Here is a 19,682-nt window from a genome sequence, read left to right as displayed (position 1 = left end):
ATGGCGCTACCGACGAGCCCCACCAGCAACTGGACGCGGAGTCTCGACCTGCCGTACCGGCTCTTCGGGACCGGCGGCGGCGACTACGAACTGTACGAGGAGGACGACGACTTCGTCCTGACGGTCGAACTGCCGGGCTTCGAGCGCGAGGAGATCGAGGTCAACTGGTTCGAGGGCCGGCTGAACGTCTCGGCCGAACGGGACGACGAGGCTCGAAACCGGCGGAAGACGTACCATCGGACGTTCCGGATGCCCAAGGAGATCGAGCCGGACGAGATCGAGGCCGCCTACCGGAACGGCGTGCTCGAGGTCCGCCTGCCCGTCCTCGAGGGCGCCACCACGCGCGGCACCTCCATCGAGGTGCAGTGACGTCGTACCCCGCCGTGCGAGGCTCGATCCGAGGGCCGGTTCCGGGCCGCGGAACGTGGCCCGGTGTTCGGACGGAATCGGCGACCGATCGCGTGTTTTTGCGGTGCTCTCCGACGAGCGCGTCCCGGCGGGTTCACGCTGCGTGACGGTCGTCGGATCGCGTCCCGACCGTGAACCGTCGGACGTTCGGTTCCCCGAGTGCCCCGAACGCGGGGCTTTTGCCCCGCGAGGTCACAGTCCACCCATGGACGACGACGTCGCGGCGAAGGCGGCCGCCGCCCGCGAGTCGCTCTCGCGGCTCGACGGCGCCCTCGTCGCCTTCTCGGGCGGGGTGGACTCCAGCGTGGTCGCGGCGCTCGCGCACGACGCACTCGGCGATGACGCGGTGGCCTGTACGGCGAAGAGCGAGACGCTCCCGGCCGAGGAACTGGCCGACGCCCGCCGGGTCGCCGACGACATCGGCATCGAGCACGCGCTCGTGGAGTTCTCCGAACTCGAGGATCCGGACTTCGTGACGAACGGCGACGACCGCTGCTACCACTGCCGGACGATGCGGCTCTCGCGGATGTACGAGGCCGCCCGGGAGCGCGGCATCGACACCGTCTGCGACGGGACGAACGCCTCCGACCCGGGCGAGGGCCACCGGCCGGGCCTGCAGGCGGTCGAGGAACTGAACGTCGCTTCCCCGCTGCTGGAGGCCGCCATCACCAAGGACGAGGTGCGCCAGATCGCGGCCCACTACGGCCTCGACGTCGCCGACAAGCCCTCGATGGCGTGCCTCTCCTCGCGCATCCCGACCGGCCTGGAGGTGACCGAGGAGCGCCTGACCCGCATCGAGAAGGCGGAACGCCTGCTCCGGACCTGGGGGTTCTCCCAGTTCCGGGTGCGGGACCACGACGGCCTCGCCCGCATCGAGGTCGGCGCGGACGAACTGGAGGCCGCGCTGGACCCCGAGTTCGTGCGGGCCGCCCGCGAGCACCTGTTCGACCTCGGCTTCGACCACGTCACGCTCGACCTGGAGGGGTACCGGACCGGGAGCGTCAGCCCGGCCGAGGACGGAACCGCGAACGGGACCGAACGGTCGGGACCGACGGCCGCCGATGGAGTCGAAACGAAGGGGTTCGACGGGGACGCCGACCCGGCCGACGCGCTCTCCCGGGAGTACCCGACCGGCCGATAGCGGTCCTGAACGCGGCGTTCCGCGGCTGCTCGGACGGAACTGGTAACCAAACCTCGCTTCCGGGTCAGTAGTTCCGCTGGACGGTCGCCTCCGCCTGGAATCCGGTCTCGTTCTCCGCGACCAGCGTCGCGTCGCCGTCCCGCACGCGAACCTCGTTCAGCGCGCAGTTGCCCTGCTCCTGTTCGAGCGTCGCGGCCACGAGGTCCAGCCCCTTCACCGCGCCCGTGACCGCGTACAGCGGGCCGCCGTGGGTGACGACCGCGACCGTTCGGTCCGCGCCGATCGCGCGGTCCGTCCTCTCCGCCCCGTTCGCTCTCGGCTCCCCGTTCGCCACCCCGTCCACCCCGTTCGCCGCCTCGGCGAGCAACCCCTCCCAGGCGGTCAGCACGCGCTCGCGCATCGCCAGCAGGCTCTCGCCGCCCTCCGGCGTCGCCTCGGCGGCCGCATGGCCCGTCTCGCCCAGCGCGTACTCCGGGTAGCCCTCGAACAGGTCGGCGTAGGAGAGCCCCTGGAGGCGTCCGAAGTCCCGCTCGCGCCACGCCGGATCCAGCTCGGGATCGGCGCCGACCGCCCGGCCGAGGACCCGGGCCGTCTCGGCGGCCCGCTCGAGGTCCGAGGCGACCACCCGGTCGACGTCGTACCCGGCCGCGACGTGGTCGGCGAGCGCCCCCGACTGCTCGCACCCCCTGTCGGTGAGGCTCGTCGGCGCCCAGCCCTGGACGCGGCGCTCGCGGTTCCACGCCGTCTCGCCGTGCCGACACAGCAGCACCGTGGTCATCGGTGGTCGTTGGCGCACGGGCGGCAAAAACGGTGGTACCGTCTCGTCGACCCCCCGGCCCCGAACTCGACGTCGACCGGTCCGGAGCACGTCGTCGATCGGTCGGCGAAACACACGGACGGCGACCCATCCGACACCCTTACCCCGACTCCGACGCAGTATCCGGTACGAAAGTGGACCCCGACAGAATCCTCCCGTCGTTCCCCGCGCCCTCCTTCCGCGGCGCCCAGGAGGCGGCCCTCGAGGACGTCCGAGACGCCTTCGCCGACGGCAACGACGTGGTCCTCGTCCGGGCGCCGACCGGGAGCGGGAAGTCGCTCCTCGCGCGCTCGGTCGCCGGCGCGGCCCGGACCGTCGAGGAGTCCACCCCCTCGCAGGCGACCGGCGCCTACTACACGACGCCGCAGGTGTCCCAGCTCGACGACGTCGCCGAGGACGACCTGCTGGAGGACCTCAACGTCATCCGCGGCAAGTCGAACTACGCCTGCATCCTCCCCGGCGAGGAGACGACGCCGGTGAACCGGGCGCCCTGCGCCCGCCAGCGCGGCTACGACTGCTCGGTGAAGCACCGCTGTCCGTACTACTCCGACCGCGCCATCGCCTCCAACCGCCCCATCGCGGCGATGACGCTGGCGTACTTCATGCAGACCGCCGGCTCCGAGGTGTTCCGCAAGCGCGACGTGGTCGTGATCGACGAGGCCCACGGGCTCGCCGAGTGGGCCGAGATGTACGCGACCATCGAGCTGAAGCCGCGGACGGTGCCCGTCTGGGACGACGTCACGGTGCCCGACGTGAACGACCACGAGGTCGGGCCGGTCGAGCGCACCGCCAGGTTCGCCGACCAGCTCGTCGGCGTCTGCGAGCGCGCGAAGGACGACCTGCTCGCGAAGGGGGACCTGACCCCCGAGGAGGCCGCCCGGCGGGACCGACTCCAGGAGCTCCGCTCGGAGCTGAACTGGTTCCTCGAGGACTACCGCGACCGCGACTCGGCGACGACGTGGGTCGTCGACCAGCCCGACGGCGAGGGCGGCGAACTCGCCATCAAGCCGCTCGACCCCGAGAAGTACCTGAGACACACCGTCTGGGACCGCGGGAACAAGTTCTGTCTGCTCTCGGCGACCATCCTCAACAAGGACGCGTTCTGCCGCCAGGTGGGGCTGACCCCCGACCGCGTCGCGCTCGTCGACGTCGAGCACACGTTCCCGGTCGAGAACCGGCCGCTGTACGACGCGACGCAGGGGAAGATGACCTACGAGCACCGCGACGAGACGGTGCCGAAGGTCGCGCGGCTCTGCCTCCGCCTGATGGCCGAACACCCCGACGAGAAGGGGCTGATCCACGCCCACAGCTACGCCATCGCCGGCCGGCTGGCCGAGAAGTTCGGCGAGTTCGGCGTGCGCGCCCGCGTTCGGACCCACGAGCGCGAGGACCGCGACGTGCAACTGGAGGAGTGGAAGGCCAGTCCGGACCCGGAGGTGTTCGTCTCCGTGAAGATGGAGGAGGCGCTGGACCTGAAGGGCGACCTCTGCCGCTGGCAGGTGCTGTGCAAGGCGCCGTACCTCAACACCGGCGACTCGCGGGTCGCCCGCCGCCTGGAGGAGGGCCAGTGGGCGTGGTACCACCGCGCCGCCCTCCGGACGGTCATCCAGGCGTGCGGCCGCGTCGTCCGCGCGCCCGACGACCACGGCGCCACCTACCTCGCGGATTCCAGCCTGCTCGACCTGTTCGAGCGCGCGGAGCACGACACCCCGCCGTGGTTCCGCGAGCAGGTCGACCGGATGACCGAACCCGACCTGCCCGGGTTCGACCCCGCCGCCGCGCTCGCCGGCATGGACGCCGAACCCGGGCCGGCGGGTCGGAGCGGCGGGCGGTCCGGACGGGGCGGACGGACGGGGTCCGCCGGCGGAGCGTCCTCCCGCTCGTCCGGCGCCCGGTCGGGTTCGGGAGGTCGTCCCGCTGTCGGCACCACCGGCGCCGCCGGCACGGACTCGACCCGCGGGGCGTCAGCGGGCGAGGAGGCCGACGACGACCCGATGGCCGACCACCCGCTCTCGGACGTCTGGGGCGAGTGAGTCCGGGGACGCGAGCGGCGCCCGGAGGGGGCGAGCGGCTGGAAGGACGTTTAACCGACGTTCCAGGGAGTCGGTGCGGTTCCGGCGACCTTCATGACATATTATCTCACGAAGGATTATGTATTCCCTTGCAGGATAGAGGGGCATGACGCGGCACGCGGTCGTGACGGCGCTGACGCTGTACGGCGCGGGCACCCTGACGGCGGCGCAGGCGGCCTCGCGGGCCGGCGTGACCGAGGAGCGGTTCGCGACGCTCCGCGAGCGGTTCGGCGTCCGGCCGTCCGAACCTGACGTACCCGCCGCGGGCCACCGGCCGGCGAGCGCGGACTGAGCGCCCGGGAGGGCGGTCGCCGTGGGGACCAGGCCGTCGTCGGCCGGCTAATCCTCGGTCCCGGGGTTCCGTTCGACGGTCCGAACGACCGAAGGAGCACTACGCTCGTCCAGCGCCGACTCGTACACCGCCCTGATATCCCGTCCCATCCGTTCCAGCCCGAGCGACCGCACGACCGCCCGGCCGTTCGACTGACTCCCCCGCTCCAGCACGTCGAGGAGGCCGTCGACGAGCCCCCCGTCCGTCCGGCGGACGTGCGATGGGGTCACGCCGTCCAGCCGCTCGCGGACGTCGCCGACGTCGGTCGCCACGACCGGCAGGTTACAGGCCATCGCCTCCTTCACGGTGTTGGGCGACCCCTCCCGCCTGGAGGTCACCAGGAGCGCGTCGGCGGCGTTCATGTAGACCGGCATCCGCGCGTGAGGGACGCCGTACACCGTCCTGAGTTCGACGTCGCCGTCGAGCCGGTCGCGGACGGCGTCGACCACCCGTTCGGCCCGGGGGTAATTCTTCACCGGGCTCTGTTCGGGGTACGGGAACAGGACGTTCCCGACGTCGTGGTCCCAGCCGACCGTCTCGCACGCGGTCCGTCGGGGGAACGGACGGAACTGCTTCAGGTCGACGCCGTGCGGAATGACGTGGCAGTCGGCGTCGAGAACGTCCGCCATCTCCGCGCTCATGACGATGACCGCGTCGGCGCGCCGGGCACACCGGCGGCTGAGCCAGCCGAACTCCCCCAGCAGGTCCGACCCCCAGAGCGAGAGGACGACCGGTCGCGTGGGCTGTGAGAGCGCCGCGGGCGCGGTCAGCCCGTAGTTCGCGTGGACGACGTCGTAGGCGTCGAGCGAGCGCCGTAGCACCCGCGTGTGGAACCGGAGGTAGTCGGCCACCGACCGGGAGGTCATCCCGTCGTCGGTCGGTTCCTGGTCGCCGGGCACCCCGAGCGTCGTCCCCTCGATGCCCTGCCGTTCGAGCGCTCTCACCTGTAGCTGGAAGAACTCCGCGTCCTGGCTGGTGGCGAGGTTGAGCACGCGCATGGTCGTTTGGCGCCGGGCGGGTTCCGACCCGTCGCCGGCAGTTCGTGTCGGACTCTCTACCACTGCCCGACTTAGTTACCGTCCGCCTATACCATCAGCCTATACCGAACGCGTACCCGCACCCGGGGCGTCCTCGGACTCCAGGAGCCGCCTCCCCGAAGCCAGGTACGGACGTGCCGGTCACTCCTCGTCGTCCGTGGGCAACACGAACAGTCCGTCGTCCGTCCTCAGCGCCCGGACCGTGTCGTCCCCGTCGTAGAACTCGGGGTTCGGGACGGTCACCGCCTCGAACGTCTCGGGGTCGAGCACCTGCACGGCGTTCTCGTCCTCGACGGTCACGACGGTCGTCTCCGCGGCGTCCCCGGCCTCGCCGACCGGCTCGGCGTCGGGCGTCTCGCCCTCCTCGAAGGACGCCTCGTACCGCTCGCCCGTCCGGAGCCGAACCCCCTTCAAATTCCCCCGCACGGACCGGACGAGCACCGGTCCGTCGCCGTCGTCGGGGTCGACCACGTCGCCGGGACGGAACTTCGGCAGGCGGACCGCGAAGGTGACCCGGTACACCTCGTTGCCGTCGCCGTCCTCGGTGACGAGCGTCGGCGCCTCGGAGTAGCTCCCCCCGAGCCGCTCGGTGATCCGCGTGGCGACCGTCTTGCCCAGCTTGTTCGTCGAGAGCTTGATGTCCGTCCCCTCCGGCTGGTCGACGATCTCGGTGACGAAGGCGTCCCGGTCGCCGTCGGCCTCGCGGCCCGCCACCAGCGACTCGGCGATCTCGACCGCCTCGCGCTCCTCGGCGGTGTCGGGGACGCGGTCGACCCCGCGGACCTGCACCGTCGCGGCGTACGAACCGCCCGCGATGCGCCCGCAGCGGTCGCAGGTCCCCCGCGAGATCTTCACCGGGACGACCGCCGACTCCTCGACCGGCACGCCGCGGACGACCCCCGCGAACGTGCAGTGCATCCTGATCGTCGTCTCGTCGACCTGCTCGGGTTCGACGCCCCAGCGGACGTCCTCGGCGGAGAGGTGGACCCCGAGCGCCTCCGAGACCTCCTCGACGGCGACGTCGGTGTAGTCGCGCGCGCCGACGTCGACCCAGCGGTTCCCCCGCCGGACCGCCCCGCAGCCCGAACACACCTGGATCTCGACGCGCTCGGGGGCGTCGACGAGGTCGAAGTCCTCGAAGTAGCAGGCGTCACACAGCACCCGGTCGCGGTCGCGTGGCTCGCCGGGCAACGGCTCGTCCCGCTCCGGGACGGGGTCGCCACAGCGCGGGCAGAACTCGGCGCCGCGTGCGTCGCTCATTCGTTGGCGAGGCTAGGCGGCTGTGGGGTTTAAGCGACGCGACCGAGCGGAACCGTCCGCGTCGGGCCACTCCCCGCTCGGAACCGCCCGGGTGCCGGCGCCCGGACAACGTTGACGGACGTGGCCCGCCAACGCTGGAACGGGATGCTCGAACTGTACCAGGCGGAGAGCTGTCCGCACAGCACGGAGGTCCGCGAGGCGCTCACGGACCTCGGCGCGTCGTACGTCGTCCACAACCCCCGACTGCCGGGCGACGAGGGCGGCGACGTGCTCAACGAACTGACCCACCGGGAGCTGACCGAGTTCGGCGGGGAGGATCAGATCCCCTTCCTCGTCGACACGGACCGGGAGGAGTCGCTCTACGGGAGCGACGACATCGTGGCGTACGTGAAGCGGCACTACGGGTAGCGACTCAGCCGATCGGTCGAACGGCGTCGGGGCGGCCGTCGGTTCGCCCGACCCCCGAACCGTCACTCCCTCTCGGACGCGTCCCCGTCCTCCAGCGGAAGGGCGTCGGAGCCGTTCCCGCCCGCGGCGATGGTCTCGATGTCGTCGAGCCCCAGCATCTCGCGCTCCTCCTCGTCGAACTCCCGGCCCGCGAGCCCCTCGCCGACCGCCACGTCGCTCCCCGACAGGCGCCGCCCGTAGCGGCCGACGAGCGAGGTGAGCTCCTGGGGGAGCACGAACGCCGTCGAGTCGCCCCGTCCGACCTCGACGAGCGTCTCCAGCCCCTTGTCCACGATGGCGCGCTCGCCCATCGACTCGGCGGCGCGGGCCGCCAGCACCGTCGCGATGGACTCGCCCTGCGCCTCCAGCACGGACGCCTGCTTCTCGCCCTGCGCGGTGAGGACGTTCGAGACCCGCTCGCCCTCCGCGGACTCGACGGCCGCGCGGCGCTCCCCCTGCGCCTCGAGGATCATGGCACGGCGGCGGCGCTCGGCGGAGGTCTGCTCCTCCATCGCGTCGCGGACGACGGGCGTGGGGAGCACCTCGCGCACCTCGACCATCTCCACCTCGACGCCCCAGTCGTCGGTCGGGCCCTGCAGCCCCTCCCGGATGCGGGTGTTGATGACGTTCCGCCGGGAGAGCGTCTCGTCGAGTTCCATGTCCCCGAGCACCGCCCGGAGCGTCGTCTGGGCGAGCAGCGCGGTCGCGTTCCGGTAGTCGTCCACCTGGAGGAACGCCCGTTTCGCGTCGACGACCCGGACGTACACGACCGCGTCGGCGGTCACCGGCGAGTTGTCGCGGGTGATCGCCTCCTGTCTCGGCACGTCGATGGTGATCGTCCGGAGGTCGAAGCGATAGGTCCGCGAGACGAACGGCGGGACGAGGTGGAGCCCCGGGTCGAGCAGCCCGCGGTACCCGCCGAACACGGTGAGCGCGCGCTGCTCGTAGGCCTGCACGATCTCGACCGCCGAGACGGCGGTCGCCAGGACGAGCGCGGCCGCTAGGAACCCGACGGCGGAGACGGTCGAGACGGTCGAGAGGAGGAGCGCGACAACGCCGACCAGCACCGCGAACACGACGCGGGACCCGCCGACCCCGAGGACGGCGCCCCCGGTGCTCATCCGGCCGAGTTCGCGAAAGAACGCACGCCCGGCCTCGTCCATGTCATAACGTGGCGTGCCCGGGTACTTACCCATTTCGCGGGGTCGTCCGCTCGGTGGCGGGGTCAGGCTTCGGTCGCGGTCGCCTCGGCGTCGTCCGCGTCGTCGCCGTGCCCGCCGCCAGCGCCGTCACCGTCGGGTCCCGGGTCGGCGTTCCCGCTCCCCACGCCGCTCGACCCGTTTCCGCGGTCGCCGGCGTCGGTTCCGTTCCCCGGGTCGCCGGCCCGGTCGTCACCCGCGGTCGCGTTCCCCTCGCCTACGGTCACGTTCCCCTCACCCACCGTCGCGTTCCCCTCACCCACCGTCGCGTTCCCCGTACCGCGGGCGTCGTCGCTACCGGCGCCACCCTCCCCGGCGGTGCCGTTCCGCGCCCCCTCTCCCGCGCTCCCGCCCGTTCCGCGGTCGTCCGCGGGGCCGGCGGGCCCGGAGTCGTCGCCGCCGTCGACCGGCGCGCCGCGGTCTCCCGATTCGTCGCGGTCCCCCTGTCGGCCGCGATCCTCGGGCGGCACGCCGAGGCCGTTCCCGGCGCCCTCGCCGGCCACGCCTCTCGCGGCGTCGGCGGCCTCGTCGTCGGTCAGCGAGGCCGCGTCGGCCCGTAGCGTCTCGACCTCGGAGGCGTTCACGCCGTGCTCCCGGGCCGCCTCGGGCGGGAGGCTCCGGGCCGCGTCGCTCGTCCGGTTCAGCCGCCGTTCGAGCGCCCGCGACTCGGCGGCGATGCCGGCGAGCCTGGCGCGGTACTCGGACTCCGAGACGGACCCGTTCTCGTACCGGTCTCGGAGCGTCGAGCGGCGCTCCCGGAGGTCCGCGAGCCGTTCCTCGGCACGGTCGGACTCCCCGGCGACGACGCCCGCCCGCGAGGCGTCGGAGTCGGCCGCCTCGAGCCGTTCGTCGAGCGTGCGGCCCTCCACTTCGCCCCGGACCTCGGCCCCCTGTACGCCGACGGCCCCGGCGAACTGCGCGCCCGGCCGGGCCTCCTCCCCGGCGGTCTGGCCCGTGACCGCCGCGGCCGCCGGGAGACCGGCGGTCACCAGCATCGCGGCCACGAGCGCCGCGGTCAGTCGCTCCATGTCAGCGCCCACGACCCGACACCCCATATATCGTCCACTCCCGTAAGCCGCCTTCACCCCGGTTAAGCGACGTTAACCGGCGCCGATAGGGGGTCACGAGCGACGACCCTCCCCCCCGGCGCCGTCGTTCCCGTCCGCGCCGTGGTCCCCGCTCACGTCGTCGCCGTCCGACCCGTCGCCCCCGTCCCCCATCGTCTCCCCGGGAAGCCGGAGGACGTTCTCGCGGCCGAGTCGGAAGCTCTCCAGGTCGCCGTCGTCCCGGAGGTCGCCGACGACCTGGCTGGTCCGGGCGGCGCTCCACCCGAGCGCCTCGGTGACGCCGGCCTGCTTCATCCGGCCGCCGTTCGACTCGACGAGGCGGAGCACGCGCTCCCGGGGGCTCAACAGCTCCTCCGGGGGGGTCCCGTCGGTTCCATCGGAGCCGGCGCCCGCGGCGGCGCCGCCCGCACCGCCCGCGTCCGCGGCCCTCCCGTCGGTCGGGGAGCCGACCGTCGACGCGCCGTCCCCGCCGGGGCGTGGCAGGTCCGGTAGCCGCGTCCCGTTCCGGTACGCCCACGCGCCGCCGACGAGCGCGAGCGCGGCGAGCGCGGCGAGCGCGGCGGACGCGGGCTGGATCGGGAACGCCGACGCGGGCGCGACCGTCACGCGGGGCTGTTCCGGGCCGAAGCCGCGGTCGCCCTTCCAGGTGACCGAGGAGTCGGTCCTGTCGTCGGGCGCGGGGTCGACGCCGCGGGCCTCGTACCCCCGGGGCCAGGCGACCGTGAGGCTCGTCCCCTCGTCGAGGAACAGCCCCCCGAGGGCGTCGCCGACCGTCAGGCGGTCGCCGTTCGTGGCGGCGAAGCCGTCCCAGGTGAACGCGTAGGCGACCACCCCGAACTCCTGGAACGGGTCGCGCTGGACCGTCACGGAGGCGTTCCGCAGCTCCATCTCGCGCCCGGTGGCGTCCTCGGCGGCCGCGACGGTCGGGGCCATCCGCGACTCGAACTGCGAGACGTACGCGCTCTCGTTCGACTCGACGTCGGCCCGGAGGCTCTCGAACGCCCGCGTCGTGTTCTCGTCGTCCAGGCGGATCCGGTAGGCGATCCGCCACTCCGCGGCGCCGTCCTCCGCGACGGTCGCGCGGAGGGAGACGCGGTCGGCCTCCACGTCGCCCGTCTGGAGGAGGGCGGCGAACCCGTCGTCCCCGGGGCTCCCGCCGACGGCCGGCGCGACGGCCGGTACGACGGCGGACGCGAGGACGAGGGCCGCGGCGAGGACGGCGGAGGCTCGTCGCATGCCCCGACGTGTGACCGCCCCCGCCAAAACCGTTGTCGTGTGTGCCGGCCCGCCGTCGTGCTTTTGACCCCAGCGGTGGATTGTGGCCCGCATGGACGTGGACGACCTGCTGAAGATCGTGCTGGTGCTGGTGATCGTCTGGATCGTTCTGGAGATCGTGGGGGAGGTCCTGGGGCTCCTCGTCGGCGTCGTCGCGGCGCTCCCGACGATCATCGGCCTCGCCGTCGTGGTCCTTATCGTGCTCTGGTTGCTAGACCGCATCTGAGACGACGACGTGTACAGCCTGAACATCCCGGTCCCGCCGGTCGCAAAGCGCATCGCCGCCGACCTCGCCCCGGAACTGGTCCCCTTCCGGACGGTCAGGAAGCGCCCGACGATAGTGGTCAAACGGTTCGGCGACGCCGAGCCGCCCGACCGCCTCCGGGAGCAACTGCGCCCGACGCTCGCGGGCGTGCGCCCGTTCGAGGCCAGGGTGACCGGCGTCGACACCTTCGACAACCCGCCGAACGGCGACAGTCCGGTCGTCTACCTCGCCGTCGAGGGAGAGGGGTTGCGGGACGTCCACGAGCGCGTCGTGCGCGACTTCGGCGCCGTCGAGGGGCTCGAGGGCGGGGAGTACGACCCGCACGTCACCCTCGCGAGGGGGGTCGGGACCGACCGCGACGCGGTCGAGGACGCGCTGGACCGCCTCCGCGAGCGCGACTTCGGCGACGTCTCCTGGACGGTCACCGAACTCGGCATCTGGACCCGGGAGTACCGGGAGTTCGCGACGCGGTTCCCGCTCCGGTGAAGGGGACGCGGTACGCCCGCCGCGGACGTCGGTCGGAGCCGGTCGGGAGCTCCGTCTCCGCGAGCGGGACCGCCGCCAGCCCGCCGCCGTTGCCGTTCTCGTAGGCGTACAGGACGACGCCCGCCTCCTGGTCCACCGCGCGCTTGAGGGTGCCGCTGAAGTCGTCGTCCCGGAGGCGAACGGGGGCGAGTCGCGGCTCGTCGTTCGCGTCCGCCTCCCCGTCGTCCTCCGATCCCTCCGCCGGCGCGGTCCCCGCCACGGGTTCGAACCGGTCGGCGTCGTCGGAGGGCTCCTCGTCGCTCACGTCCGTGTCCCGGTCGAAGAGACCCCTGGCCGGTGATGCGTACGGGACGTGAAGAACGTCCGGGAGACGGATGTCGCGTCCCACGGGAACGCTCCCGCGTGAACCCTCGGACGGCGAGCGCTCCGGCCCGAGGCGGGCCCCCGGAACGGCCTACTCCGCGGGATGGATCACGAACCCGTCGTTCCCGCACGTACACGTCCCGTCCGTGCCGACCGGTCTCAGTTCTCCGTCCTCCAGTTCCTGTATCGTGTACACGTGTCCGCAGTCGCTGCACTGGCCGAGAAACTCGGGCTCTCCGCCGGACTGCAGGTCCTCCCCCATTACGCGCATCGACGCCGGAGCGGCCAATATACATTTCGGCCAGTGACAACACGAAAAAACGTCCGATTGATAGGTACGAAAGTCGACCTGTCGACGGGTTTCGAAAAACCGACCGGGGAGTACGGTCGTCGTGTACGGGCCGCCGTCGCCCTCGACCGGCGGGCGGAGCGTCGGCCTATCGGTTCAGCGTGTGGATCGCCTTCCCCATCGCGTTCTCGGCGGCCTCCTTCACGGCCTCCGCGAGCGTCGGGTGGGTGTGGATGGTCGCGGCGACGTCCTCCAGCGTCGCGCCCATCTCGACGGCGAGCGCGAGCTCCGCGACGAGCTCCGAGGCCTCGGGGCCGACGATCTGCCCGCCGAGCACGAAGCCGGATTCGGCGTCGGCGACGACGCGGACGAACCCGTCCGAGTCACCCATCGTGAGCGCGCGGCCGGAGGCGTTGAACGGCATCTGGCCGACGGCCGGGTCGAAGCCCGCCTCCTCGGCCTCGGCCTCGGTCATGCCGACCGTGCCGATCTCGGGGTCGGTGAAGACGGCCGCGGGGACGGCCTGGTAGTCCAGCGCGGCGGGTTCGCCCGCGGCGGCCTCGGCGGCGACGACGCCCTCCTTGCTGGCCTTGTGCGCGAGCATCGGTTCGCCGGCGACGTCGCCGATGGCGAAGATGCTGTCGACCTCGGTGCGGGCCTGGTGGTCCGTCTCGATGAAGCCGTCCTCGTTCGGTTCGAGGCCGACGGCGCCGAGTTCGAGCGTGTCGGTGACGGGCTGGCGTCCGACGGCGACGAGGACGGCGTCGCCGGCGTACTCCGTCTCCATCCCGTCCTCGGTCTCGGTGGTGACGACGACGCCGTTGGGCGTCCCGCGCCAGCCGCTCGCGCCCTCGCCGAAGTGGAACTCGATGCCCAGTTCCTCCGCGCGCTTCCGGACGGCCCGCTTCACGTCGTCCTCGTAGCCGGGCAGCACGTCCTCCAGCATCTCGACGACGGTCACCTCGCAGCCGAGTTTCGCGAGCATCGTCGAGAGCTCCATCCCGATGTAGCCCGCGCCGACCACGACGAGCCGATCCGGGACCGCCTCCATCGCGAGGAGGTCGCGCGAGGAGAGCACCGGGTCGTCGGAGAAGTCGAAGCCGGGGATCCGGATGGGTCGCGAGCCGGTGGCGACGATGGCGTGCTCGAACTCGATCGACTCGCTCCCCTGCCCCTCGCCGTCGTGGGCGACCCGGAGCTTGTTCTCGTCGGCGAAGGTGGCGGTGCCCTCGACGAGGTTGACGCCGTTGGCCTTGCAGAGCTTCTCGACCCCGCCGGTGAGCCGGTCGACGACGCCCGACTTCCACTCCTGCATCTGGGCCACGTCGACCGCCGGGTCGGCGTGGATGCCCAGTTCCTCGGCGTTGCCCGCCTCGTGGGCGACGTCCGCGCCGTGGATGAACGCCTTCGAGGGGATGCAGCCGTGGTTCAGACAGACCCCGCCGTAGGCGTCCCGTTCGACGAGAGTGACGTCGAGCCCCTCCTGTGCGGCGCGGATCGCGGCCACGTACCCGCCGGGTCCAGCGCCGATGACAGCAACGTCCGTGCCGGTCGAGATGTCTCCGACGACCATCTTGGTAACGCCTGTGCCTCCGGAGTGATAAACTGGCAGGAATTGCACGCACCGTACCGCTCGTCCCGGACGGCGAGCCGACGCCGTCCGGGGACGACTCCGACCGCTACCGGCTCGCCCCGCCGACGGCCCGCTTCACCCGGCGACTCACTCCAGTTCCTCGTCGAGGAACCGAAGCAGCTTCTCGACGGACTCGGTCGGCCGGTAGCTGACGCTCCCGGTTCGGGCGTCGTACTCGACGACGTGCTCGTCGGCCAGCTTCGGGAGCTGGGCGTGATGGAGGTCGACGACGACGCGGTCGACCCGTTCCGGCTCCTGACGCGTCGGGGGGGACTCCGCGTCCACGATCGCGTCCGCGAGCTCGGTGATCGACGCGACCCCGTCCTCCTCGTCGACCAGGCGACGCAGGACTACCCGTCGCCGCGGGCTCGCGAGCAGCCGCAACGCCGCTCCCGTGCGCAGGTCACGCCTGTTCCGTTGCACTGGTGACCCCCTCGGACCCGGCCGAAACCGTTCGGTTCGCCGACATACTTCGGGGCAATTGTTCCGTGTTTACAAAACCTTTTCTACGACCTCGGATGCGGCGGGGAAGCGGCGCTCTGGCGAGCGTCCCGTCGTCGGAACGGCGGTCCGAATCCGGGGCTCCGGGCGAGCCGCGGTTCGCAACCACTATCCCGATACCGGTCGGACCACCTCCCGAATGAAGATCTTCGGCTCCAGCGGGACCCGCGGCGTCGCGGGCGAGGAGCTAACCCCGGAGTTCGTCCTGCGGGTCGCGAAGGCGGCCGCGACCGTCTGGGACGCCGACCGGGTCGCGCTCGCACGGGACACCCGCACGACGGGCGCGATGTTCGCCGACGCGGCGGCGACGGGGATCGCCAGCGCGGGCGTCGACGTCGACCGCCTCGGCGTCGTTCCGACGCCCGCGGCGGTCCGCTACTGCGAGGCGGCGGCGGTCCCCGGCGTGCTCGTCACCGCGTCGCACAACCCCCCGGAGTACAACGGCGTGAAACTCGTCGGCGCGGACGGCGTCGAACTCCCGGTCGACAGGCTCGAACGGGTCGAGGAGACGCTGCTCGCCGAGACGTTCGCGGACGCCGCGTGGGACGAGGTGGGCGACACGACGCACGTCCACGACGCGAACGCCGACTACGTCGAGGAGATGCTCGCGTCGGTCGACCGGGAGGCCATCGCCGCCGCCGGCCTCACGGTCGCGCTCGACCCCGGCCACGGCGCGGGGGCGCTCACCTCCCCCGGCTTCTTCCGCGAACTCGGGTGCGAGGTCGTCACCGTCAACGCCCAGCCGGACGGCCACTTCCCCGGCAGGGACCCGGAGCCGGTCGAGGGGAACCTCGACGACCTCGGCCGCCTCGTCCGCGCGGCCGACGCGGACGTCGGCATCGCCCACGACGGCGACGCCGACCGCGCCATCTTCTTCGACGAGCGCGGCGACTACGTCGAGGGCGACGCCTCGCTCGCGGCGCTCGCGGCCCGCGGGCTCTCGGCGGGCGACACGACCGTCGCGGCAGTGAACGTCTCACAGCGGCTCGTGGACGTCTGCGAGGAGGCCGGCGCGACGCTGGAACTGACGCCCATCGGCTCGACGAACATCATCACCCGCATCCGGGAGCTGTGGGCCGCGGGCGAGTCCGTCCCGGTCGCCGGCGAGGGGAACGGCGGCGTCTTCTTCCCGGACCACCGGCTCGTTCGCGACGGCGCGTTCACCGGCGCGAAGTTCCTCGAACTGCTCGCCGAGCGGGGACGGCCGGTCAGCGACGTCGTCTCGCCGTACGGCGGCTACTACAACGTCCGGCTCAACGTCGAGTACGGGGACCAGGCCGAACTCGACGCGCTGCTCGAAGCGGCCGAGTCGTACGCCGCCGCCGCGGACGCCCGCCCGACCACCATCGACGGCCACCGCCTCGACTACGGCGACGCCTGGGTGCTCGTGCGCCCGTCGGGCACCGAGCCGAAGGTGCGCATCTACGCCGAGGCGCGCGACCGCAACCGCGCCGAACGGCTGGCCGAGAACGTCCGCGAGGCGCTCGACGCCGCCCGGTGATCGCGGTTCGAGTGGCCCGCGGCCCCCGGTCGGTCCGTCGGCACGCCCCGCTTTTTCACGCCCGAGCGCGAGCGCCCGGTATGGAAGTCCGTCCGGTCGAGTCGCTGGAGGAGTTCCGCGCCGCGATGGCGGTGAACCGCACGGCGTGGCGCGACGCCTACGCCGGCATCCTTCCGGGGGACGTTCTGGACCGGTTCGAGGTCCCGGAGGGGGAGGCGCTCCGCGAACGCTACGCCGACGCCCGGCGCGACGGGCAGGTCTTCCTCGTCGCCGCCGACCCGGACGCCGCTGGCTCCGGAGTCGCCGGTTCCGGAACCGGCCACGACCCGGGCGTCGTGGCGTTCGCCCAGTTCGTCCGAACCCCCGACCTCGCGAAGCCGTTCGTCGGCGCGGACGAGGCCGGGCTCCGGGCGCTCTACGTCGACCCGGGCAGGCAGGGCGAGGGGTTCGGAAGCCGGCTCCTGGCCGACGGGCTCGACCGCCTGCCCGCCGACACGGAAGCGGTCGTCCTCGAAACCTTCCGCGACAACGACGCCGCCCGCGGCTTCTACGAGTCGCGCGGGTTCGCGCTCAGGGGCGAGGCCACCTTCGAGGTCGAGGGGGAGGCGTATCCGACGGTGGTGTACGGGAAACCCGTCTGACGGGAGCGGCGACCCCTCAATCGGCGTCGGCGAGCGCCTCGCGCAGCCGCTCGCGCTCCGCGCGGGCGGCCTCCAGTTCGTCGGCGATGGCACCCGACTCCAGCTTCCGTCGCTCCTCGTCGGTGAGGTCGGCCTCCGCGACGGCGACGCGGCGGAGGCGGTCGTAGTCGTCCCGCGCGGCCGCCCGCTTGAGCGTCCGGGCGTCCGCGACGACTCCCTCGTCGGCGAACTTCGCGACCACGGAGACGAGTTCGCGGGCGAGCGCCCGGAGCTCCCCCGCCGGCGGGGCGGGCCAGCCGACCGTCAGCGGGTCGGCCGAGAGCCGGTCGAGGTACGTGCGGTGGACCCGAACGCGGGCCCGGAACGTCCCGGGGTCGTCGACGTAGTGGCCGAGCTTCGAACTCGAGTAGTCCGCGTACGAGAGCAGGTCCGGCACCGGCTCCTCGCCGACCGCGTGGCCCTCCACGTACTCGACCAGTTCGTCGGGCGGCGCCTCGAACCGCACGAGCGGGTAGTGGACCGTGTTGGCGACGAACGCGAGGAAATCGCGCGCGCCGGCCTCGCGCCGGAACTCCCGGAACGCCTCCCGGACCGCCCCGTCGTACGCCCCGACCGTCTCCCGGAGCGTCGCGACACGGGCCTCCACGTCGCCGTCGGCGCCGCCCGCCGCCTCGAACGCCTCGCCGAGCGCGAGCACCCGCTCGCGGTCCTCGATCCGGCCGTCTAGCTCCTCGATCCGCGACTCCGCGCCCCGCTCGGCCGACCTGACCGCCGCGCGGGCGTCCTCGCGGTCCGAGAGCAGTTCGGCGACGTCACGCGCCGGCGCGAGCGCGTCGCGGGCGGTCGCGAAGTCGGACTCGGAGAGCCGGCGCTGGTCCACGACCTCGTTCGCCGCCTCGAATGCCTCCCGCGCCGGCAGGTCCTCGGGGAGCCCCTCGACGAGGTCGGCGAACTCGCCCTGGAACTCGACGTACGCCTTGAAGTCGCCCGTCCCCGTGGCCGAGCCCTCGTAGCTGTTCAACAGCCGGTCGGCCCGTTCGGTCGCGTCGCGGACGCGTTCGACGTCGGACTCGCCGCGCTCCGCGATGGCCGCCTCCGCGTCCGCGAGCCGTCGACGCGCCGTCCGGAGTTCCGCCGCGGGGTCGTCGCCCGCCTCGCTCCCGGGCATCGTCTCACTCGTACACGTCCTCGGGGTCGAACGCCCGTTCGCCGACCGTCTCGCCGTCGACGGTGCGGTGGAAGCAGGAGCGGTAGCCGGTGTGGCAGGCGCCCCCGGTCTGGTCGACGAGATAGAGGAGGGCGTCGGCGTCGCAGTCGACGCGGACCTCCTCGATCTCCTGGACGTGTCCGCTGGTCGCGCCCTTCTCCCACAGTTCGTCGCGCGACCGGGAGCGGTAGTGCGCCCGGCCCGTCTCGCGGGTGCGGGCGAGCGCCTCCTCGTCGGCGTACGCGAGCATCAGCACCTCCCCCGTGTCGGCGTCCTGGGCGACGGCGGGGACAAGCCCGTCGTCGCCGAAGTCCACCTTGACGTCCCCAGTGGTCGAACTCATCGGTCGAGAGGAGGCGCGTCGGGCCGATAGGTCTTGTGCGTCCGACCGTGGTCCGGTTCCGTGGCGGGAGGCGGGTGAGCGAGCGGTCAGGGTGGGACTGAAAGGGGCCGGCTGGCTACGCGAACCCCGGCGCCTCAAGCACCGGAGGGCGTGAGCAACGCGAGCGTTCGAGGAGCGCAGAGCGTGCCGCGGGAGCGTAGCCAGCCGGGGGCTTTCGAGGCCGTCCCCAGGAACCGCAAGTCGGCGTTCACGGGATCCACAAGCGAACCAGACCAACCAGCGACCCCGAACCGGACCCTACAGCAACCCGAGAGCGGCCAGCACCACAGTCAGCACGTCGCCGTAGACCAACGCCACCACCAGCCCCAGGAACAGCGGGACGACGAACGGGAGCCCCGGAGACACCCAGACGGCGTCGGCCTCGGAGACGGTCTCGAGCCCCTCGCGGAGCGTCTCCGGGTCGGTGCCGTACGCGGTCCCCTCGATGGAGTCGAGGAAGCGCTCGGCCGCCCACGGGTCGTCGTACTCCCGCTCGGCCACGCCGCCCGAGGCCTCCCGGTCGACGGCCGGTTCGGCGGCGGACTCCTCCCCCACGGACACCCCGCCGTCCGTCCGCGGGCCGACGTGGACGCCGCCGTCGGTCGGCTCGCCGGTCCCGGTCACGCTCGCCGGGTCGCGGTGGCGGTCCGGGTCCGCGCGGAGGTCCGCGAGCGTCGCCCGCCGCCAGCGGAGGTACATCCGCAGCGCGTCGAGGTCGAGTCCGCGGGAGGGGACCACCCCGTCGGCGTCGAGCAGCGAGCCGTGTCGGTCGGGAAGGTCCGTGACGTCGGTCCACTCGCCGACGAACATCGCCGTCGAGAGGCGTCCGGCGAGCGCGTTCCGGAGCCCCAGCGCGAGGACGAACGCCGCGCCGAGCAGCACGCCGTTCGTCAGCGCGGACATCGCTGTCACGCCGAGCGTCGAGGGGTACAGCGGGTAGACGGCGTCGTGGAGCCAGGTGGCTTCCGGGAGCACCGCCGTCGGGACGATGTACTCGGGCGTGCCCGGGAAGACGACCGCGAGGACGACGACCGCCTTCATGTCGGCGCCGCCGAACGCGGCCAGCCGGTAGGCGAGCACCGAGAACGGGACGAGAAACAGCAGCGCGAAGCCGGTCCGGACGAGAAACAGCCGCCCCTCGTAGCTCACGAACGGGTAGTTGGCGGCCAGGTCGAGCGCGAGCGCGAGCAGCCCCACCGCCAGCAGCGGGGGCCAGAGCCGGTTCGGGAGCCGTCGGGTGCGGACGTCGCGATGGGCCGCCCACGCGAACGCCGGTACGACCAGCAGGCGGAGCAGGTCGGCCAGCGTGGCGACGCCGAGCACGGTCATTGCGGGCTACGGGACCCCCGGGGAGTTAGCC

At 72.7% G+C, this 19,682-nt stretch carries 22 protein-coding genes; 9 read left to right on the top strand and 13 right to left on the bottom strand.

The genetic code is table 11. The annotated features are described in order from the left end of the window. Window positions 1-369: an Hsp20/alpha crystallin family protein gene (locus HUG12_RS03490; protein ID WP_179267444.1), complete on the top strand. Its 369-nt coding sequence runs from the start codon at window positions 1-3 to the stop codon at window positions 367-369. Window positions 370-613: 244 nt separating this feature from the next. Continuing rightward, window positions 614-1,549 (top strand): ATP-dependent sacrificial sulfur transferase LarE, encoded by a 936-nt coding sequence (larE, locus tag HUG12_RS03485; protein WP_179267443.1) that lies wholly within the window; start codon window positions 614-616, stop codon window positions 1,547-1,549. Between the two features lie 64 nt (window positions 1,550-1,613). On the opposite strand, the gene HUG12_RS03480 is transcribed toward larE, so the two are convergent. After that, complete coding sequence (locus HUG12_RS03480) at window positions 1,614-2,327, bottom strand: histidine phosphatase family protein (protein ID WP_179267442.1); 714 nt, start codon at window positions 2,325-2,327, stop codon at window positions 1,614-1,616. 173 nt (window positions 2,328-2,500) lie between these two features. Here HUG12_RS03480 and HUG12_RS03475 point away from each other — a divergent pair, with 173 nt between their 5' ends. Together HUG12_RS03475 and HUG12_RS03470 are read left to right on the top strand one after the other, a co-directional pair. Next, window positions 2,501-4,399: a helicase C-terminal domain-containing protein gene (locus HUG12_RS03475; protein WP_179267441.1), complete on the top strand. Its 1,899-nt coding sequence runs from the start codon at window positions 2,501-2,503 to the stop codon at window positions 4,397-4,399. 145 nt (window positions 4,400-4,544) lie between these two features. Beyond that, entirely contained in the window at window positions 4,545-4,730 is a 186-nt protein-coding gene (locus HUG12_RS03470; protein ID WP_179267440.1) for a DUF7317 family protein, read from the top strand. Window positions 4,731-4,777: 47 nt separating this feature from the next. Here HUG12_RS03470 and HUG12_RS03465 read toward each other — a convergent pair whose 3' ends face one another. Continuing rightward, window positions 4,778-5,767 carry a glycosyltransferase family 4 protein gene (locus HUG12_RS03465; protein WP_179267439.1) on the bottom strand — a complete coding sequence of 330 codons (990 nt, stop codon included), beginning with the start codon at window positions 5,765-5,767 and terminating at the stop codon, window positions 4,778-4,780. A 180-nt stretch (window positions 5,768-5,947) separates the two neighbouring features. Further along, complete coding sequence (locus tag HUG12_RS03460) at window positions 5,948-7,066, bottom strand: 60S ribosomal export protein NMD3 (protein ID WP_179267438.1); 1,119 nt, start codon at window positions 7,064-7,066, stop codon at window positions 5,948-5,950. 144 nt (window positions 7,067-7,210) lie between these two features. On the opposite strand from HUG12_RS03460, the gene HUG12_RS03455 reads away from it, so the two are divergent. Further along, window positions 7,211-7,474 carry a glutathione S-transferase N-terminal domain-containing protein gene (locus HUG12_RS03455; RefSeq protein ID WP_179270555.1) on the top strand — a complete coding sequence of 88 codons (264 nt, stop codon included), beginning with the start codon at window positions 7,211-7,213 and terminating at the stop codon, window positions 7,472-7,474. Between the two features lie 62 nt (window positions 7,475-7,536). Here the strand turns inward: HUG12_RS03455 and HUG12_RS03450 are convergent, their stop codons facing one another. From HUG12_RS03450 to HUG12_RS03440, 3 genes are all read right to left on the bottom strand, one after another. Further along, the gene (locus HUG12_RS03450) at window positions 7,537-8,634 is read right to left on the bottom strand and encodes an SPFH domain-containing protein (protein ID WP_394354280.1); all 1,098 of its coding nucleotides are present in this window, start codon (window positions 8,632-8,634) and stop codon (window positions 7,537-7,539) included. 104 nt (window positions 8,635-8,738) lie between these two features. Continuing rightward, window positions 8,739-9,740 (bottom strand): DUF7096 domain-containing protein, encoded by a 1,002-nt coding sequence (locus tag HUG12_RS03445; RefSeq protein ID WP_179267436.1) that lies wholly within the window; start codon window positions 9,738-9,740, stop codon window positions 8,739-8,741. Window positions 9,741-9,833: 93 nt separating this feature from the next. Next, on the bottom strand, window positions 9,834-11,015 hold the full coding sequence (locus HUG12_RS03440; protein WP_179267435.1) for a helix-turn-helix transcriptional regulator: 1,182 nt from the start codon (window positions 11,013-11,015) through the stop codon (window positions 9,834-9,836). A gap of 91 nt (window positions 11,016-11,106) precedes the next feature. On the opposite strand from HUG12_RS03440, the gene HUG12_RS03435 reads away from it, so the two are divergent. Beyond that, complete coding sequence (locus tag HUG12_RS03435) at window positions 11,107-11,280, top strand: DUF7554 family protein (RefSeq protein ID WP_179267434.1); 174 nt, start codon at window positions 11,107-11,109, stop codon at window positions 11,278-11,280. Window positions 11,281-11,289: 9 nt separating this feature from the next. Further along, a complete protein-coding gene (locus tag HUG12_RS03430; protein ID WP_179267433.1) occupies window positions 11,290-11,805 on the top strand; it encodes a 2'-5' RNA ligase family protein in 516 nt (171 codons plus the stop codon). On the opposite strand, the gene HUG12_RS03425 is transcribed toward HUG12_RS03430, so the two are convergent. The 4 genes from HUG12_RS03425 to HUG12_RS03410 form a co-directional block, all read right to left on the bottom strand. Then, window positions 11,741-12,193: a hypothetical protein gene (locus HUG12_RS03425; protein ID WP_179267432.1), complete on the bottom strand. Its 453-nt coding sequence runs from the start codon at window positions 12,191-12,193 to the stop codon at window positions 11,741-11,743. The genes HUG12_RS03430 and HUG12_RS03425 overlap by 65 nt on opposite strands. A gap of 66 nt (window positions 12,194-12,259) precedes the next feature. After that, entirely contained in the window at window positions 12,260-12,430 is a 171-nt protein-coding gene (locus HUG12_RS03420) for a hypothetical protein (protein ID WP_179267431.1), read from the bottom strand. Between the two features lie 175 nt (window positions 12,431-12,605). Further along, window positions 12,606-14,030: a dihydrolipoyl dehydrogenase gene (lpdA, locus tag HUG12_RS03415; RefSeq protein WP_179267430.1), complete on the bottom strand. Its 1,425-nt coding sequence runs from the start codon at window positions 14,028-14,030 to the stop codon at window positions 12,606-12,608. 147 nt (window positions 14,031-14,177) lie between these two features. After that, the gene (locus tag HUG12_RS03410; protein WP_179267429.1) at window positions 14,178-14,513 is read right to left on the bottom strand and encodes a DUF7344 domain-containing protein; all 336 of its coding nucleotides are present in this window, start codon (window positions 14,511-14,513) and stop codon (window positions 14,178-14,180) included. A 217-nt stretch (window positions 14,514-14,730) separates the two neighbouring features. Between HUG12_RS03410 and glmM the strand changes: the two genes are divergently transcribed. Together glmM and HUG12_RS03400 are read left to right on the top strand one after the other, a co-directional pair. Next, entirely contained in the window at window positions 14,731-16,092 is a 1,362-nt protein-coding gene (glmM, locus tag HUG12_RS03405) for a phosphoglucosamine mutase (protein ID WP_179267428.1), read from the top strand. An 80-nt stretch (window positions 16,093-16,172) separates the two neighbouring features. Beyond that, window positions 16,173-16,733, top strand: coding sequence for a GNAT family N-acetyltransferase (locus HUG12_RS03400; RefSeq protein ID WP_179267427.1), 561 nt, complete (start codon window positions 16,173-16,175; stop codon window positions 16,731-16,733). 16 nt (window positions 16,734-16,749) lie between these two features. Here HUG12_RS03400 and HUG12_RS03395 read toward each other — a convergent pair whose 3' ends face one another. From HUG12_RS03395 to HUG12_RS03385, 3 genes are all read right to left on the bottom strand, one after another. After that, window positions 16,750-17,901 (bottom strand): DUF7118 family protein, encoded by a 1,152-nt coding sequence (locus tag HUG12_RS03395; RefSeq protein WP_179267426.1) that lies wholly within the window; start codon window positions 17,899-17,901, stop codon window positions 16,750-16,752. A 4-nt stretch (window positions 17,902-17,905) separates the two neighbouring features. Beyond that, window positions 17,906-18,283, bottom strand: a complete 378-nt coding sequence (gene hisI / locus HUG12_RS03390) for a phosphoribosyl-AMP cyclohydrolase (RefSeq protein WP_179267425.1) — start codon at window positions 18,281-18,283, stop codon at window positions 17,906-17,908. A 297-nt stretch (window positions 18,284-18,580) separates the two neighbouring features. Beyond that, entirely contained in the window at window positions 18,581-19,651 is a 1,071-nt protein-coding gene (locus tag HUG12_RS03385; RefSeq protein WP_179267424.1) for a prepilin peptidase, read from the bottom strand. Window positions 19,652-19,682 lie beyond the last annotated feature (31 nt).

It is taken from the genome of Halorarum salinum (assembly GCF_013402875.1).
GTDB classification, from domain to species: domain Archaea; phylum Halobacteriota; class Halobacteria; order Halobacteriales; family Haloferacaceae; genus Halorarum; species Halorarum salinum.
The sequence above is the reverse complement of the archived record's forward strand: the minus strand, read 5'-3'. Positions and strand labels throughout refer to the sequence as shown.

What these genes read in the sequence shown, in the direction of transcription:
- HUG12_RS03460 (WP_179267438.1), bottom strand. Translation starts at nt 7,066, where the DNA reads ATGAGCGACGCACGCGGCGCCGAGTTCTGCCCGCGCTGTGGCGACCCC.
- lpdA (WP_179267430.1), bottom strand. Translation starts at nt 14,030, where the DNA reads ATGGTCGTCGGAGACATCTCGACCGGCACGGACGTTGCTGTCATCGGC.
- HUG12_RS03435 (WP_179267434.1), top strand. Translation starts at nt 11,107, where the DNA reads ATGGACGTGGACGACCTGCTGAAGATCGTGCTGGTGCTGGTGATCGTC.
- larE (WP_179267443.1), top strand. Translation starts at nt 614, where the DNA reads ATGGACGACGACGTCGCGGCGAAGGCGGCCGCCGCCCGCGAGTCGCTC.
- HUG12_RS03395 (WP_179267426.1), bottom strand. Translation starts at nt 17,901, where the DNA reads ATGCCCGGGAGCGAGGCGGGCGACGACCCCGCGGCGGAACTCCGGACG.
- HUG12_RS03450 (WP_394354280.1), bottom strand. Translation starts at nt 8,634, where the DNA reads ATGAGCACCGGGGGCGCCGTCCTCGGGGTCGGCGGGTCCCGCGTCGTG.
- HUG12_RS03455 (WP_179270555.1), top strand. Translation starts at nt 7,211, where the DNA reads ATGCTCGAACTGTACCAGGCGGAGAGCTGTCCGCACAGCACGGAGGTC.
- HUG12_RS03400 (WP_179267427.1), top strand. Translation starts at nt 16,173, where the DNA reads ATGGAAGTCCGTCCGGTCGAGTCGCTGGAGGAGTTCCGCGCCGCGATG.
- HUG12_RS03445 (WP_179267436.1), bottom strand. Translation starts at nt 9,740, where the DNA reads ATGGAGCGACTGACCGCGGCGCTCGTGGCCGCGATGCTGGTGACCGCC.
- HUG12_RS03490 (WP_179267444.1), top strand. Translation starts at nt 1, where the DNA reads ATGGCGCTACCGACGAGCCCCACCAGCAACTGGACGCGGAGTCTCGAC.
- HUG12_RS03480 (WP_179267442.1), bottom strand. Translation starts at nt 2,327, where the DNA reads ATGACCACGGTGCTGCTGTGTCGGCACGGCGAGACGGCGTGGAACCGC.
- HUG12_RS03470 (WP_179267440.1), top strand. Translation starts at nt 4,545, where the DNA reads ATGACGCGGCACGCGGTCGTGACGGCGCTGACGCTGTACGGCGCGGGC.
- HUG12_RS03420 (WP_179267431.1), bottom strand. Translation starts at nt 12,430, where the DNA reads ATGGGGGAGGACCTGCAGTCCGGCGGAGAGCCCGAGTTTCTCGGCCAG.
- HUG12_RS03465 (WP_179267439.1), bottom strand. Translation starts at nt 5,767, where the DNA reads ATGCGCGTGCTCAACCTCGCCACCAGCCAGGACGCGGAGTTCTTCCAG.
- HUG12_RS03440 (WP_179267435.1), bottom strand. Translation starts at nt 11,015, where the DNA reads ATGCGACGAGCCTCCGCCGTCCTCGCCGCGGCCCTCGTCCTCGCGTCC.
- HUG12_RS03385 (WP_179267424.1), bottom strand. Translation starts at nt 19,651, where the DNA reads ATGACCGTGCTCGGCGTCGCCACGCTGGCCGACCTGCTCCGCCTGCTG.
- hisI (WP_179267425.1), bottom strand. Translation starts at nt 18,283, where the DNA reads ATGAGTTCGACCACTGGGGACGTCAAGGTGGACTTCGGCGACGACGGG.
- glmM (WP_179267428.1), top strand. Translation starts at nt 14,731, where the DNA reads ATGAAGATCTTCGGCTCCAGCGGGACCCGCGGCGTCGCGGGCGAGGAG.